Genomic DNA, 15,477 nt, shown 5'->3' on the forward strand with positions numbered 1-15,477 from the left:
GCGCAAGCGCGTTGGCAATTCGATTGGAAGAAAGCATGGTCGCCCCGTTGTCCGACAACTGCCACCATCGTAGGCAAAAAACGTGGCGGACGGAATTGCCGAAGCGGTGCGGTATCGGCGCTATTTCGGTTCGGCGGTCACGGGATCGAAGGTGATTTCGACTTTCGCCTTGTCGGCGGTGTAATAGGTGACGGTGTACCCGTCCTTGTCCCAGTCGACCTCCTTAACATAGCGAAAGCCGTCGCGCTGCTCGACCTTGGCGATGATTGCCGACAGTTTCTGGGCATTCGTCGGCGGCAGTGGGCTGTCATCCGCGGCAAAGGCCGTCGAGCCGGCCAGAAGAACGACGACACCGGTCGCCAGAACAAGATTTCGCATGATTACCCTCATTTCACGTTGGTATGAACCGCACCGGAAACTCGCAGGCAGCACAGTTTGTTCCGAGATGTGACGTCGCGCAGCTTCCGTGAAGCCCTAGATCGCCGCGCTCAGAGCGACGGCACGCCAATATTTGCGCCAACCGCCGGCCAACCATGAGTGCTGCCACGGCCCGCGCTGGACAACCCGATGGTGGTAGAGCTTTGCCCAAGACCCTGCTAGACTTCTGGTCCTGGCGGGGTGGCATGGCGCGCCAACCCCGCCGGAATCTTCATCTCTCAGCGCGCGGCGAAGTGTTTCAGGAACGGGTCGTCGCCTGTGCTGGACCAGAACCAGAAAGGGAGCGGGGGCTCGAACATGGCTGTACGGAACTACACCCGTCAGCTGGCGACAATCATTTCTATCGATGCCGTCGGGTTCTCCCGGCTGATGGGCATCGACGACGAGTTTGCTGTCGCGGCATTCGAGGAACGGCGCGACATCATCGCCGACAGCTGTGGCACATTTGGCGGCCGCACGTTCGGCGACGCCGGCGACAGCATCATGGCCGAGTTCGGCAATCCGATCGAGGCGTTGCGCGCGGCCTTTGATTTCCAGGGCCGCATCGTCGCCCTCAACGCCGAGGTTGCCGACGACATGCGCATGCCGTTTCGGGCCGGCATCAACACCGGCGACGTAATCGTGCGTGGTGGACGCCTCTACGGCGACGACGTCAACATCGCCGCGAGAATCCAGGAATTCGCGCCGGGCGACGGTCTCGCCGTTTCGGAGACGACCTGGCACCATGTGAAGGACAAGACGGCGGCCGAATTCACCGATCTCGGCGAATTCATGCTGAAGAACATCGCCTTGCCGGTGCGCGTTCTGATCGCCGGCCGCAGTGGCAACGGATCCTCGCCGGCGGCGTCGTTCGCCGCCATTCCCCAGGCCAATGCGCAGCAGAAGCTGTCGTCCAAGGGGCCGCCGGCGATCGCCGTCCTGCCCTTCCACGCCGATGGCGGCGAGCATGACATCGGCTACATGGCCGACGGCATCGCCGAGGACATCATCTATGGTCTTTCCAACACCAGATGGCTCTCGGTCATCGCCAAGGGCTCCAGCTTCCAGTTCCGCGACGACACGCTGGGCACGCGGGTGATCGGCAACGCGCTCGGCGCGCGCTACATCGTCAGCGGCACGCTGATGCGCAATGGTGGCCAGATCCGCCTCAACACCTCGCTGGCCGACGCGTCCAACGGGCGGCTGGTGTGGTCGCAGCGCTTCGATCGCGATCTGGTCGACATCTTCAACCTGCGCGACCAGATCGGCGCTGAGATCGTTTCGATCCTCGACAAGGAGGTCGACCGGGCGGAACAGGCACGCACCTTCCAGGTTCCCTGGGAAAGCCTGGAGACCTGGCAACTGGTGCGACGCGGCCGCTGGCACATGAACCGGCGCACCCGCGGCGACACCGAAACCGCACTCGAGTTCTTCCAGAAGGCCTACCGCGAAGACGCCAATTCGAGCGCCGTGCTCAACGAACTGGCGTGGTGGTATTTCTGGCGGGCATGGCTGCGTTTCGGCGACAGCGACGATTTGAACAAGGTCGAGCAGTTTGCCCGCAAGGCGTTGCTGGTGGACAGCCTGGATGCGCGCCCGCACGCCCATCTCGGCGCCGTCGACATCATGCGCGGCGAACCGCGGTCGGCCGTCGACCATCTCGAGGAAGCGGTCCACATCAATCCGAGCTTTGCCTTCGCGCGCTCGGCCATGGGCAGCGCCCAGCTGCTGCTCGGCAATGCCGCCACCGCGATACCGTTCTTTCTCGATACCGAGCGATTGAGCCCGTTCGACCTCTACCGCTTCCACAATCTGGGGGAACTGACGGCGGCCTACTGTTTGGTCGAGAACTGGCCGGCGGCGATCGCTGCTGCCGATCGCTCGCTCAACCTGTCTCCCGGCTATTTTTATTCCAGGTTCCTGAAGATCGGCGCGCTGATGCGAAGCGGCCGGCCGGAACAGGCGCGGCGCGAGATGACCATTTTCACCACCCGGCATCCCGATTTTTCAGAACAGCGTGTGCGCTGGATACCGTTCACCGACAAGGCCGCGAACGAGTTCCTCGTCGCCAATTTCCGACTGGCCAAATGAACATGGCGTCAATGCTGGCTGGAACATGGACCAACTGTGAAAAGATTCACATACGTGCAACCGATGCAAACCTAGGCGTTGAACGGCCGGCATCGCAATAACGTGGATAGCCGGGGGGCTTGAACGCGCATGACCAAACTGAAGTATTTCGACGCTATTCGCGCGGCCCAGAAAAACCAGCGCCCGCTGTCGGAAATGCCGCCCTTCGATCTCGGCCGGATCCGCAAGACAGGGCTGATTGCGCGCATCGTCGGGTCTCTGGCCGAAGACCCCCGCTGGGCGCTTTCCCTCTTGCGGCGTTTCCGGCCGACCGGCAAGCTCTTCGGCGTTCTCGTGGTCACCAAGAACGCCGATGTCCGCGACATATTGGAGCGCGGCGACGAATTCCAGACCCCATACGGCCCGGAAATGACCGAGCTTGCCCGGGGATCCAACTTCATCCTCGGCATGCAGGACGGCGCCGACTACCGGCGCATGAAATCGTCGGTCCTGAGTGCATTCCCGCCGGCCGAGGTCGAAGCCGCCGTCAGGCCGATCGCGGCGCGTCATTCGCAAGAGATCATGACGCGCGCCAGCCCCGGCTTCGATGCGATCTCCAGGTTGATGAAGATCGTCCCGGTGCACATCTGCCGCGATTATTTCGGCGTCGAGATGGACGATGAATTAGAATTCGCCGACTGGGCGATCGCGCTGAGTGCGCTGTTCTTTTCGGACCCGACGGCGAGCCCCGTCATGCGCGAACTCGCAGTGGTGGCGGGCGACCGTCTTCTCAAAGTCATCGATCGCTCCATCCAGTCGGCCAGGGACCGGGGCTTGAAGGCCGAGCAACCGCTGGCGAGGCTGGTTGTCCAGATGGATCAGGGCCGCCTGTCGCGGGATGACCTCAATTCGATCATGCTGGGCATGATCGCCGGCTTCGTCCCGACCAATGTGCTGGCCGCCGGCAATTGCCTCGACGTGATCCTGTCGCGGCCCGACGCACGGCAGGCTATCGATGCCGCATTGGCCGAAAACGATACCGCCAAGCTCGACAGGGCCGTCCTTGAAGCCATGCGCTTCAAGCCGATCTGGGTCGGCCCCTGGCGCTACACGGCCCGCGACGCGATCATCGGCAAGGGCACGCGCCGCGAGCGCCTGGTGAAAGCCGGCACGGTGGTGATGCCGGCGACGCTATCGGCGATGTTCGATACCGACGCCGTGCAGAACCCGGACCAGTTCGACACATCGCGCCCGCATCGCGACTACATGGTGTTCGGCCACGGCATTCATCAGTGCATCGGCGCCGAGATCGCCAGGATCCAGATCGGCGAAAGCCTGCGCGCCCTGTTCCAGAAGCAGGGCGTGCGCCGCATGCCCGGCAAGGCCGGGCGGATGACCCGCATCGGCGCCTATCCCGAAACCCTCAAGGTCGATTTCGAACGGGCAGAACTCTGCCGCACCGTAACGCAGTCCATGGTGACGGTGGTCTGCCCGGTCACCCGATCCGCGTCGCTGGATGCTGTCCGCGACAAGGTTGCCAGCCTCGGCAACCCGGCCGTCGAAGATATCCGCACCGCGCTCGACATTGCCGGCACCGTCCACTTCACCAGCCTGACCGTGGTCGGCACCGGCGAGATCGGCGCTGATTCCGGTCAGGAAAAAGGAGCTCTGGTTCTCGAGATTTCCGGTGACGGCAGCATCGACGATGTCATCGATGCGGTCACGCACGCCATCGGGCACCGGCTGCGGCCGATCTTCAAGGATGTCTGCGATCTGCGCGATGGCGGCGCATTGAACGATTTCCTGCGCAAGCACAATGTCGACATATCGCCGTCCTTCGGCAGCAATGCCGGACTGGTGTTTTCGGGCACGCCGGGGCACTCGGTCCAGCGTATCAAGGCCGAGCAGCAGCTTTTCGAAGCTGTCCGCGACATCGTCGAGCGGCCACGCAAAGGCGCCGGCAACGCTCCCGCCGTGCTCGCTGAAGTTCGCCAGCATGTCCAGTCATTAGGGACGTTTGCCTGGGCGTTCGAGCCGGCCGAGAGCCTGCTGGAAAAGCCGCCGGGTCATTGGGGCCGTGCCCTGATGACGACGTTGCTGGTACCACCGGTCTTCGTCACGGTGGCGATCATCTGGGCTGCTTGCTGGTACATGACCTACGGTGTGGTGTTCGGCAGATCTATCGACATCAGTTCCCAGGAAATCTCCTTCACCGCCATAGCCGTAGCAATCACCTCACTTCTGTTGTCGGGACTTGGAGTGTTGGTGGCAGCGGCGCTGCTGGCGTTTTCGTGCTTGCTGGCGCTGCGACGCCGCGAGGACAGGGATCGGCCGGAAAGCACATCGATCGGCATATCTGAATTGAACGCGATACTCGTCAAGGAGGGCCACGCGGCACAAAACCATCTGACTGCGATTTCGACGATGAAGGCCGGCATTCTGCGGCGGCTGGCGCTCAGGTTTTCTTTCTACCTGATCTCGATAGCTGCCCAGAAGGTATTCAAGCCAGGCTTCCTCAACACCATCAACACCATCCATTTCGCCCGCTGGATACTGCTGCCCGGCTCCAACCGATTGATGTTCTTCTCCAACTACGGCGGCAGCTGGGAAAGCTATCTTGAGGACTTCATCGCCAAGGCGTCCGCTGGCCTGACCGGCCTGTGGAGCAACACCGTGGGCTATCCACGCACACGATGGCTGTTCCTGGACGGCGCGCGCGACGGCGATCGTTTCAAGCGCTGGGCGCGGCGCCAGCAGGTGCCGACCCTGTTCTGGTACTCCGCCTATCCCCAAATCAACACAGAGCGCATCCGGATCAATTCCCGGGTCAGGCGCGGCATTGCTTCCGCCGTCGGCAACGAGGCGCGCGACTGGCTGAGCTTGTTCGGTTCGCTACGGCGCCCGGCGAGCGAAACAACCACCGTTCAAAAGACCACTTCGCTGCTGGCCAATATCAGCTCTGCCTTTCCGGCGCCTCTCGAACAGCAGCTGGAAACCGGCGAGATCCAGTCCATCTTCTTCGGCCCGCTCGGCCCGCTCGCTTATTCGCATATGCTTGCGATCCGGGTGCCGGACAAGTTGCCGGCGCCCAAGCGCAGAGCCTGGCTCGATTTCGTTGTCGAGCAGACGAGTTTCGGCGAAGGCAGGCCCGCCGGGCGAGCTATGATAGTCGCCTTTGGTCCCGGTGGCCTGCGGCAGTTTGGGCTCGACGAGGGTGTGGAGGGCGATCCACTGGAAACATTTCCGATCGCCTTTCGCCATGGCATGGGCAATCCCGAGCGTGGGCGCATACTGGACGACCGAGGCCGCGACGGCCCGGACGAATGGGAGTGGGGGTCGTTGGAGAACCCTGTGGACCTGGTCATCGTCTGCTATGCTGAAGACCTGGGACGGTTGAAGACCGAGATTGCCACCGTGAGACGAAAGACGACCGGTGCAGGCATGAAGGTCGTCGCCGAACTGCCGCTCGCCGTAAACCGGGGTCCGACCGACACGAAGACGAAATCGTCCGACGGGGCAAAGCGTGACGATCGGTCGGAACGTGGGCCAGCCTACGAGCATTTCGGTTTCGCGGACGGGATTTCGCAGCCGATTGTCCGGGGCACGACCCGCGCCAGCAGGGGCGCCGCGCACATGCATCTGGTCGCGCCCGGCGAGTTCCTGTTCGGCTATCGTGATGAGCATGGGTTCTATCCAGCCTCGCCCTCGGTAAGCGCATCACGCGATCGGACCGGAATCCTTTCTCAGGTGCGCCGTAGCCGGCTGATTCCGGGCCTGCCGCCACCGCCGCGCGATTTCGGGCGCAACGGTTCATTCCTGGTTATTCGCCAGTTCGAGCAGCACGTCGACGTCTTCAACAACTACTGCAAAAAGGCTGCAGCCTTGGTCGCGAGCCAACTCGGCAACCAAGCCATCACGCAAGACTGGATTGCCGCCAAGATGCTCGGCCGCTGGCAGAACGGTAGCTCGCTGGTGCGCAACCCCGATCATCCGGGACGCGTCATCGACAACAACTTCGCGGCTGGCGCCGAGGATCCGCAAGGCCATCGCTGCCCGCTTGGTGCCCACATTCGCCGTTCCAACCCACGCGACTCGCTGGGTGAGGACCGCGATACGCAGATCAATATCGGCAAGCGCCATCGTATCCTGCGGGTCGGCCGTACCTATGAGAAGCAGGACGGCAAGAATGGCAAGGTCGAAAAAGGGCTGCTGTTCATGTGCCTCAACGCCGACATAGAGCGCCAGTACGAATTCATTCAGCAGACCTGGGTTTCGTCGGCCACGTTCCAGGGCCTCGTCGCTGAAAAGGACCCGACGATTGGTTCGCGCAGCGGTGATGGCAGGTTCACCATTCCGTCATGGGAAAAGGTCACGACGCTCCGTGACATGCCGCAATTCGTCACCACCAAGGGTGGTGGATACTTCTTCATGCCCAGCCGCTCGGCGCTGCGCTACCTGATTTCGCGGCTCTGAGTCTTGGCCGGGGCTGATTCGGGATCGGCGTCAGTCGTCGTCCTGCGATTCGGCGATATGGCGCAGCGCCCCGGTGTCGGTGATGCGCAGGCCGCCGCGTTTGATGGCAATGAACGAGCGGTTGCGCCAGTCGTTGAGCGTCTTGTTGACGGACTCGCGCGTGGCGCCGAGGAACTCTCCGAGTTCCGATTGCGAGATCGGAATCCAGCCGGCGCTGTCGGCCATCACCTTGGCCAGGAAGACCAGGCGTTTGGCGAGCCTCGCCTCGATGCCGAAGAAGGCCTGGTCGCCGAGTTCGCCGCTGACCCAGCGCAGCCGGGCGCACAGAAGTTCGATCATCGCGCGTGCCAGCGGTGGATTTTTCTCAATGCGATCAAATAGTTGTGTCCTGCTGAGCGAAACCAGCTCGCAAGCGGTCAGGCAGATGGCGGTGGCGGTGCGTGGCCGCCCGTCAAGCGCGCCGATCTCGCCGACGAGGCTGCGCGACAGCTCGATATTGGCCACCAGCTTCTGCCCGCCGGGCGAATAGATCGAGATTTCCACCGTGCCGCTCATGACCCCGTAGATCCGGTCGGCGGCATCTTCCTGAACGAACAGATGCTGGCCGGCGGCGTAGCGCTCGACCTTGCAGCCGCTGAACAGGATATCGAACAGCTTTGGATCGATGCGTGCCAGGCGCGGCAGATCGTTTCTGTCGTTGGGGCCGCCAAAAGCCATGTTCCAAATTCCCAATTGCCGCAATCGGCGAAGTTTAAGGGCCGAAGTCTAAGGCAAGAGTGCACCGCGTCAAAGGCCGGCGTTCATCCCTTGCGATTACGCCTTCTAAAGGCGTGGCGCAGTGGTCGCGCCCAGTGCCTGGCTCGTGCCGGGCGGAAAGCCGTCTGCACGCGCGGCGGGAGGAGCCGCGCGTGCAGGCGCCAACTGATTAAAATGGTTAGGTGATAAATTTCTGTAAAACCGAGCGGCCGCAATGGCCTTTCCGCCTGTTGCGATAGCTGGGCGCAAACAGCGTGAGCGTCTGTGACGGAGATCACATACGGCATCGCTGAAATAATGCGAGCGTCATACACCGCGCGAGCGACTGCGGCAAAGACATGCCGACGTTGCACTCCGGTCATCTTCGACGCGAGTTGATTTGTTTCCTTGCCTGCCAATCAGAATTGCACCAGTCTAAAATGGGGCAATACAGTTATTTACTTCGACAGAACCTTTGGGGGCGACTATGCCGGTCAGCAGAGAGCAGCGAATCCGTCAATATCTCGATCTCGTCACCGGGGGCGAGGGGACTGAATCGGTCCTCGGCAACGTGGAGACGATGGCAGGCGGCGCTCTGGAATCCCTTGCGCCTGCGGAAGCCGGCAAGACGGAGGCGGCGTTTGAATCGGCGCGCGCTGGCATGGAGAGCCTCGCGCGGGGCGCCGAAGTCGCGCCCGAGCAGCTTTCCGATCTGGAAGCCATAATCATCCCGGAGTTGCGGCCGGTCTATGACATCAAGGATGGCACCTTTACGACGCTGACTTTCGACGGCGCTCCGACACCTGGCCATTCGCTGTGGACGAAGCTTACCAGCGAGGCCGCATTGAAGCAGCGCATCGAAGCCGCCCTGCCGGCGATCGGGCGTATCGAACTGTTGTGGAACACCAATATCCCTTACGGCGGCACGGGCTTCGTCGTCGGCCGCAACCTGTTGATGACCAATCGTCATGTGGCGCAGATATTTGCGGACGGCCTTGGCGACCGCAATCTGCAATTCATCAACGGCCGCGCCGCCGGCATCGACTTCAAGCGCGATTCGGCGGCGGGAAACGTCTTCAAGATCCGCAATGTCCGGATGATCCATCCCTATTGGGACATGGCGATCCTCGAAGTCGAAGGCCTGCCCGACAACATCACGCCGCTGTCGCTCGCGGTCGCCGACGCGCGCGATATGCTGCGCCAGGAAGTCGTCGCCATCGGCTATCCCGCGTTCGACAATCGCAACGCGGTCGATGTCCAGAACGAGCTCATGCGCAATCGTTTCCAGGTCAAGCGCCTGCAACCGGGCATGCTGCAGCAGGGCGGCTTCGATACGGAGAGTTTCGGCAAGATCGTCAGCGCGGCGACACATGATTGCTCGACCACTGGCGGCAACTCCGGTACCGCCATGATCAACCTCGCCACCGGCGAGGTCGTGGCGCTGCATTTCGCCGGCCGCTATCTCGAGCGTAACTACGCCGTGCCGACCGGCGCGCTGGCCAAGGACCAGCGTGTCGTCGACCTCGGCCTCAATTTCGCCGGCGCCGCCAGCGGCGGCCCAAACGATTGGGGCGCATGGTGGAACAAGGCGGACAGCGGGTCGCCGGCCGAGGGCGTAAACCTGGTTGAAGTCGGCGGCGTCCAGCAGATCCCGGGCGTCGCCACCCAGACGCCTCCATCCGGAGGCGTCGTCGTTTCGCCGGGCGGCAGCGTCACCTTCGAAGTGCCGTTGCGCATCACCGTCTCGCTCGGCGCAACGCCTGCCCATGAAGCGGTCACGGAATCGGTCGAGCTCGAAGCGGCCAAGCCGACCCCTCCAGGCGGCGCATTCGTTCCCAAAACGGTCGCGGACTATGCCGGCTATAAGGGCTACGACGAGAAATTTCTCTCTGGCGGCACTAAACTCGCGCCGGTCGTTGTGCCGATGCCTGAGGCCACCGACCTCTCCGTGCTGGCGCCGCTCAAGGCCGGCGGCACGCAACTCGACTACCAGAATTTTTCGCTCAAGATGCACGCCAAGCGGCGGCTGGCGCTGTTCACCGCCTCCAACGTCACCGAGGAGAGCAATCTGCGCGAGCCGGAAAAGGGCCGCAACTATTCGCGCGGCGGCCTGTTCAGCGAGCGCTGGTTCGCGGATCTGCGGCTCGACGACAAGTACCAGATCCCCGACGTCTTCTACACCCAGGATCAGGGCGCCTTCGACAAGGGTCATATCGTCAGGCGCGATGACGTAGCCTGGGGCAGCACCTTCGAGCTGCTGCTCAGGGGCAATGTCTGCTCCTTCCATGTCACCAATTGCTCGCCCCAGGTCGAGGGCTACAACCGCTCCGACAGCGGTGAGAAGAACTGGGGCGATCTTGAGAACCACGTCCTGTCGGAGGCGGCGAGCGAACGGCTGTGTGTCTTCGCTGGCCCGGTGCTCGCCGATGATGACCGAACCTTTGCCGGCAAAGGCCCCAAGGGAACAAGTCTTCGCGCGCCGGTGCCGCGCCGTTTCTGGAAGGTGATCGTGGCGCGCGTCACAGACGGGCTCGCCAGCTATGGCTTCGTCCTCGAACAGGATCTGTCGGACACGGAGCTGGAGTTTGCCGTCTCCGACGAATTCATCGGCGCCATGTACCCGCTAACCGAAATCTCCGAAATGACCGGCCTCACCTTCGACAAATCGATTGTCGACGCCGACCAGTACGAAACGGTTCGTGGCGGCGAAATTGCAATGCGGGCGGGATCACGGAGACGAAAGAAGAAGGCTTAGGCTCGCGCGGCGCTGCGATGCCTTGCAGGGAACACCATGACCGAATGGACGCAATCCAAGCCGACCTCCCTGCTGCCGGCCACGCGCCCCCGAGCGGTACCAATTAGCGCCAACACAGCGGAGATCTGGATCAGCACATAGCTGACGGCGAGCCGGGCACCGGAAAGAAGTCGTTCGTCAAAAAGCCGTGATGCAGCGCGTCGAGATAGCGGCAATAATACGGGCTGGTTTTCATTCGGGGTTTTTACATGCGCACACGTCACGCCATCATGCTTGCACTTTCCGTGCTTTCCATTCCTGCCGTCTCCATCCCGGCGCAGAAGGCACGAGCGCTGGAGCCTGAAAAATACACGGTCTACTGCGCCAACGATCACATCGAGGTTTCGTTCTGGGATCTCGAGCAGATGAAGGTGCGGAACGGATCCGATGTATGCCAGTTCCAGAGCTACACGAGCTACTCAAGCGCGTTGAACTTTGCGCAGAAGAATTTTGGTGGGGAAGGGGCGAGTTGCAGCTGCTAGGAGTGCTGGCTTGGAGTGTGCTGTTCCGGGAAAGAAAATGGTGGGCGATGCAGGGATTGAACCTGCGACCCCACCCGTGTGAAGAGTGAGTTCGCTCTACGCGTAGAAACGCTCTAATCCGCGCTTGCCGACAAGTGCCGGGTTTCCCTTACGAAATTAGACGACATAAGCCGACAGTTCGCCTACAATGACCGCAGTTCGATGGTTCCAATGTGGTTCCAGAAGAAAGGAGGGGTGTTCGTGGTCGACAAGGCAAATCTCACTGAGGAGCGCATTCGGGCTATCGCGGCACCGTCCGCCGGCGAATATGTATTGTGGGACTCCAAAATCTCTGGCTTTGGCGTGCGGTGTTTCCCGTCGGGCCGAAAGGTTTTCATCCTGATGTACCGCCCAGCTGGTGGCGGGCGCGCCGCTACCAAGCGGAGAATGACTCTTGGCGACATCGAGAAGGTCAAGCTCGGTGCTGCCCGATCGGCTGCGCAAACCTATCTCGGCCAGATTGCCGGCGGTGCCGATCCACAGGCCGATCGGAAGGCAGTGGCTCGGCGAGATGCCGCCCGCCTGGATCGGGCGCTCGAGAGCTACGAGACCCACCTGAAAAAGCGGCACGTTGTCCACGCTGAGCAGATCGTGCGAAACCTGAAGCGCTACATGCCCGGGCCGATAGATCAGATTGACCTCCCGTCGATCGACCGCCAGCTGATTGCTGCACGGATCGCCAAGATCGAGGAACAGTCCGTTGCCGATACGGCAATGCAGAAGACGTCGAAGACCTCGGGCGCTTTAAAGAAGAGCGTTTCGAAGGTGAAGCGAAGAGTTGGCGGCCCTGGCGCCGCGGCAGACTTTCGAACCAAGGCACACACTTTCTTCAATTGGGCCGTTGGCCGAGGTCTGATGTACGCCAACCCGCTGGCCGGCTGGCGCCGCGAGCGCATCACGCGCGCACAAATGACTGGCCGGACGGGCAGGGCGCTGTCAGACGCGGAAATCAAGATTGTTTGGGGCGCCTGCGAAAAGGTCGCCAAACCCTACGGCGACTATGTCCGCCTCTTGCTACTCACTGGTCAGCGCCGGACAGAAGCCTCTCTGCTCCAATGGGATGATATCGATGCCGGGACCGGAATTTGGACGATCCCGGCCGGCGTAGCGAAGAACGGCCGCGCCCACGCGGTCCCGTTGACGGTAGAGGCTCGCCTCCTGGTCGATCGGCAGCCGCGCTTCGCGGAGAACCCTTACGTGTTTTCCGGCCGAAACAAGGGCAGCGCCATTTCGAACTGGTCCAAGCGCCAGGGCGAGTTGGTCAAGCTCTCGGGCGTGTCGTTCACGCTTCACGATCTCAGGCGGACTTTCCGCTCGGGCCTTCGCAAGCTCGGCGTAGATTCAGAGCTCGCGGAAATGATGCTCAACCACGCGCGTGAAGAACTGATCGAGATTTATGACCGCGAGCCTAAAACCGACGAGCGGCGCGAGGCTGCCGAACTTTGGGCCAAGCACGTCGGCAGCTTGGTCGAGCCGCCGGCGGATGCCCCGAACGTGATTCCGATACACTCGCGATCTACACCGCAAAGCCCGCACTTGCGCGCCACGAGCATCTAGGATAGTATTCCTGTCGAGCTAGCGTTAAACGCCGATCGAATTCGCTGCGCGATCTGTATCCCTTCCGGGGAGCAGTCGCGCTTTTTAGCATCACGGCGCTCCCCCTGTTTTGACACAGGAGTCGCTGGTGACCTCAGCAACAATCAATCTCGATGCTGCCTCCCAAATGGGCGGTGCTTCTCTTTTGACGCCTCCAGAGGCGGCCGAAACGTTGCGTGTGTCGGCGCGCACTTTGGAGCGCTGGCGGATGACTGGCTCCGGCCCGAAGTTCGTGCGCATCGGCCCGCGCCGATTGGCGTATCGCGTCGCCGATATCCTGGCGTTTGCAGGATGCGAGCAGGCGCCTGCCTGACCGGCCCGATCTCGTAAATTTCCCGAAACAAAAATGCCCGGCGAAGCACAGGGCTTCCACCGGGCAAAATTAAATAGGCGGATCATGAATACCACAATCGGTCGTGAAGGCCAAGGGCGGCCATTCGATGTAGTTATCTGGACGCGCGACCACGGGGAAAAGCCTCGCCAACACTGCGTCGACGACTGGATCACTGAAATCCAGGATGGCAATGCTGGATCGGTGTTGATCCGGGACACGCCCTTCCGGCTAGGCCCGGAATCGTTGCCGCGAGACCTCTTGGTCCACACCTGCCTTTGGTGCTGTAACGTGGTTTTCATTATCGCGGAAAACAACACGCTGCTGCCTCTGGTGGATCTGCAGGAAAAGGACTGCGAGGCTGCCTACTCCGACGCCGACAAGTTGGCGGACAGGCCGGGCGTGAAGCATCTCATCCTGATTGTCGCGGCGGACGACGCTGAGAGATGGCGCGTTTTTGTCGAGTACCACAATCCGGGAGTGTGGATCTGCCAGATCGATCGTGAAGGCAGTCGCATCGTTAAGGTAGGGGCGGGCGACGCCTTTCCCTGCCGGCCTCTGCGTTCTTGAAGAGGCGCAGTGCATGAACAACACAAAGCTTACCGCGGCGCTCGACGCCGCATCTCGCGGCTTCCGGGTTTCCCGGTGTGGCGCGATAGCAAAATCCCTTGGGCAAAAGGCTGGCAGGCCGCCGCCACAACTGACGAGAGCCGGATCCGCGAGTGGTGGGGTGAAAACCCCAACTGGAATATCGGCGTCGCTACAGGCGCCGGCCTGGTCGTTGTCGATGTCGATGTGAAGAACGGCAAGCCAGGGGCTGCTTCCCTCGAAATGCTCGAGATGATGGGGCTGCCGACCTCGCTGCGCGTCCGCACGCCAACAGGCGGCACGCACGTCTATGTCGCCGTCGGCGATCGGCACAGTGGACGTGAGGGTAACATCGAAGGCTTCCCCGGCCTCGACACGCGAGGCGATGGTAACCTCGTGCTCTGGCAGGGCTCAAACATCGGTCGCAACAAATACGAACTCGAAATCGATACGCCGCCGGCACCTTGCCCTTCGTGGCTGTTCGACATTATCGAGACCAAGACGACCTTGCGCGTCGATCGCGCTGACGAATGGTTGGTCCAGCCGGACTTGCCGGCCAACATCGCCAGGGCCATTGCTTGGCTCGAAGGCCCCGCGCCGGAAGCGCTCGAAGGCGCCAACGGCGACAGAACGACGTTCAGCGTCTGCGCCGAGTTGCGCGCGATGGGAGTCAGCGAGGGGATGGCCTTTGACCTGATGGCCGATCACTGGAACGAAACGAAAGCGGACCCGTCGTGGCTGCCGGACGAGCTGCAGGTCAAGATCGCTAATGCCTACGCATATGGCCAAGGCAGCTTTGGCGGAAAGACCGCGGCGGGCGAGTTCGCCGAAGAAGTCAATGTGCCGCCGCCGTCGGCGGACGTCCAAGCCAACATCGCCGCATGGGCTGAGCGCTTTCGCAATCGACAGCTTCCTGTTCACGAGCCGGATCGCCGGCGCCGCATTCTCACTTACGCCGAAATGCTCCGGATGCCTGCGCCAGAATGGCTGGTCGAAGGCGTGATCCAGAAGAGATCGGCAGCCCTGATGTTCGGTCGTTCGAACACCTTCAAATCGTTCCTGGCAGTTGACCTTGCTCTGAGTGTAGACACAGGGCGCGACTGGCACGGTCGCCCGGTTCAAAAGGGCCGATCTCTGCTGGTGGCCACTGAGGGCGCCAATGGTGTTGGCAGGCTCCGCGTGCCCGGTTGGTACGACCACTACCAAGTGGATCCTGACAGGCGAGGTGCGCTGCTCTTACCCAACGAGATCAGCCTCGACGTAAAATCTGATGTTGAATGGCTGCTCAAGGAAATAGAGGCTCACGGCGCTATCGATCTTCTGGTGCTTGACATTTTCGGCGGTACGATGAGCGGGACTGAAGTCGAGGACACGACTGCTCGAGCCTGGGTACGAGCCATCCAACACATCATGTCGCAGACCGGCGCGGCGACACTCACTGTCGCGCACACCGGCTGGCAGGATGACAGCCGCGCTCGAATGCACACTCACTTCTGGGGATCATTCGACAGCCGGTTGCGGGTCGAGGGCGACAAGGACGCCCGCACGAGCTGCTTGGCCGTCGAGCGGCACAAAGACGCCGACAGCACCGGTTCCTGGGGCTTCAGTCTGGCGCCCAGTTGCGGGACGCTCGTACCAATCCTGGATGCGACCGTGGGGCCGGACAAAACAGCGAAATGGTCGAGAGCCAATCGTGTCGCAATGCAAGCGCTCGATGTGGCGATCGAGCGGGACGGCGTGCTCAAGAGTGGGGCCGGCTGGCCGCAGTGCAAGGTTATTTCCGTCGAGGCCTGGCGAGACGAATGTGATGCTCTGGAATTGTCGGCGGGCAACCCGCCTGCTCGTCGGATGGCCTTCAATCGAGCCCGCGAGTGGCTACGCGAAAAAGGCGCCATTCAAGGCTTCGAGGGCCACGTTTGGGGCACCTTTGAGGCTCCCGCGGTTACGTAATT

Annotated in this window: 10 protein-coding genes; 8 read left to right on the forward strand and 2 right to left on the reverse strand. The window is 62.0% G+C overall.

The features are described 5' to 3' along the window. Nucleotides 1-120 precede the first annotated feature (120 nt). Nucleotides 121-378, reverse strand: a complete 258-nt coding sequence (locus AC3CCE_RS18820) for a PepSY domain-containing protein (protein WP_023668990.1) — start codon at nucleotides 376-378, stop codon at nucleotides 121-123. 357 nt (nucleotides 379-735) lie between these two features. Here AC3CCE_RS18820 and AC3CCE_RS18825 point away from each other — a divergent pair, with 357 nt between their 5' ends. Next, nucleotides 736-2,508 (forward strand): adenylate/guanylate cyclase domain-containing protein, encoded by a 1,773-nt coding sequence (locus AC3CCE_RS18825; protein WP_488377177.1) that lies wholly within the window; start codon nucleotides 736-738, stop codon nucleotides 2,506-2,508. Between the two features lie 129 nt (nucleotides 2,509-2,637). Beyond that, complete coding sequence (locus AC3CCE_RS18830; RefSeq protein WP_488377178.1) at nucleotides 2,638-6,960, forward strand: cytochrome P450; 4,323 nt, start codon at nucleotides 2,638-2,640, stop codon at nucleotides 6,958-6,960. Between the two features lie 30 nt (nucleotides 6,961-6,990). Here the strand turns inward: AC3CCE_RS18830 and AC3CCE_RS18835 are convergent, their stop codons facing one another. After that, entirely contained in the window at nucleotides 6,991-7,677 is a 687-nt protein-coding gene (locus tag AC3CCE_RS18835) for a Crp/Fnr family transcriptional regulator (protein WP_023682508.1), read from the reverse strand. A gap of 505 nt (nucleotides 7,678-8,182) precedes the next feature. On the opposite strand from AC3CCE_RS18835, the gene AC3CCE_RS18840 reads away from it, so the two are divergent. From AC3CCE_RS18840 to AC3CCE_RS18865, 6 genes are all read left to right on the forward strand, one after another. Further along, the gene (locus tag AC3CCE_RS18840; protein WP_352626189.1) at nucleotides 8,183-10,450 is read left to right on the forward strand and encodes a DNA/RNA non-specific endonuclease; all 2,268 of its coding nucleotides are present in this window, start codon (nucleotides 8,183-8,185) and stop codon (nucleotides 10,448-10,450) included. A gap of 248 nt (nucleotides 10,451-10,698) precedes the next feature. Next, on the forward strand, nucleotides 10,699-10,971 hold the full coding sequence (locus AC3CCE_RS18845; protein ID WP_023706833.1) for a hypothetical protein: 273 nt from the start codon (nucleotides 10,699-10,701) through the stop codon (nucleotides 10,969-10,971). A 240-nt stretch (nucleotides 10,972-11,211) separates the two neighbouring features. After that, nucleotides 11,212-12,567 (forward strand): tyrosine-type recombinase/integrase, encoded by a 1,356-nt coding sequence (locus AC3CCE_RS18850; protein WP_352573744.1) that lies wholly within the window; start codon nucleotides 11,212-11,214, stop codon nucleotides 12,565-12,567. Nucleotides 12,568-12,694: 127 nt separating this feature from the next. Next, nucleotides 12,695-12,919: a helix-turn-helix transcriptional regulator gene (locus AC3CCE_RS18855; RefSeq protein WP_352512070.1), complete on the forward strand. Its 225-nt coding sequence runs from the start codon at nucleotides 12,695-12,697 to the stop codon at nucleotides 12,917-12,919. 33 nt (nucleotides 12,920-12,952) lie between these two features. After that, nucleotides 12,953-13,507 (forward strand): hypothetical protein, encoded by a 555-nt coding sequence (locus tag AC3CCE_RS18860; protein WP_352626190.1) that lies wholly within the window; start codon nucleotides 12,953-12,955, stop codon nucleotides 13,505-13,507. A gap of 9 nt (nucleotides 13,508-13,516) precedes the next feature. Continuing rightward, entirely contained in the window at nucleotides 13,517-15,475 is a 1,959-nt protein-coding gene (locus tag AC3CCE_RS18865; protein ID WP_352512067.1) for a bifunctional DNA primase/polymerase, read from the forward strand. Nucleotides 15,476-15,477: the final 2 nt, after the last annotated feature.

This window comes from Mesorhizobium sp. P160187 (genome assembly GCF_057766425.1).

Excerpts from the sequence above, each read along its gene's own strand:
- AC3CCE_RS18860 (WP_352626190.1), top strand. The coding sequence starts at position 12,953 with ATGCCCGGCGAAGCACAGGGCTTCCACCGGGCAAAATTAAATAGGCGG.
- AC3CCE_RS18835 (WP_023682508.1), bottom strand. The coding sequence starts at position 7,677 with ATGGCTTTTGGCGGCCCCAACGACAGAAACGATCTGCCGCGCCTGGCA.
- AC3CCE_RS18820 (WP_023668990.1), bottom strand. The coding sequence starts at position 378 with ATGCGAAATCTTGTTCTGGCGACCGGTGTCGTCGTTCTTCTGGCCGGC.
- AC3CCE_RS18825 (WP_488377177.1), top strand. The coding sequence starts at position 736 with ATGGCTGTACGGAACTACACCCGTCAGCTGGCGACAATCATTTCTATC.
- AC3CCE_RS18830 (WP_488377178.1), top strand. The coding sequence starts at position 2,638 with ATGACCAAACTGAAGTATTTCGACGCTATTCGCGCGGCCCAGAAAAAC.
- AC3CCE_RS18840 (WP_352626189.1), top strand. The coding sequence starts at position 8,183 with ATGCCGGTCAGCAGAGAGCAGCGAATCCGTCAATATCTCGATCTCGTC.
- AC3CCE_RS18845 (WP_023706833.1), top strand. The coding sequence starts at position 10,699 with ATGCGCACACGTCACGCCATCATGCTTGCACTTTCCGTGCTTTCCATT.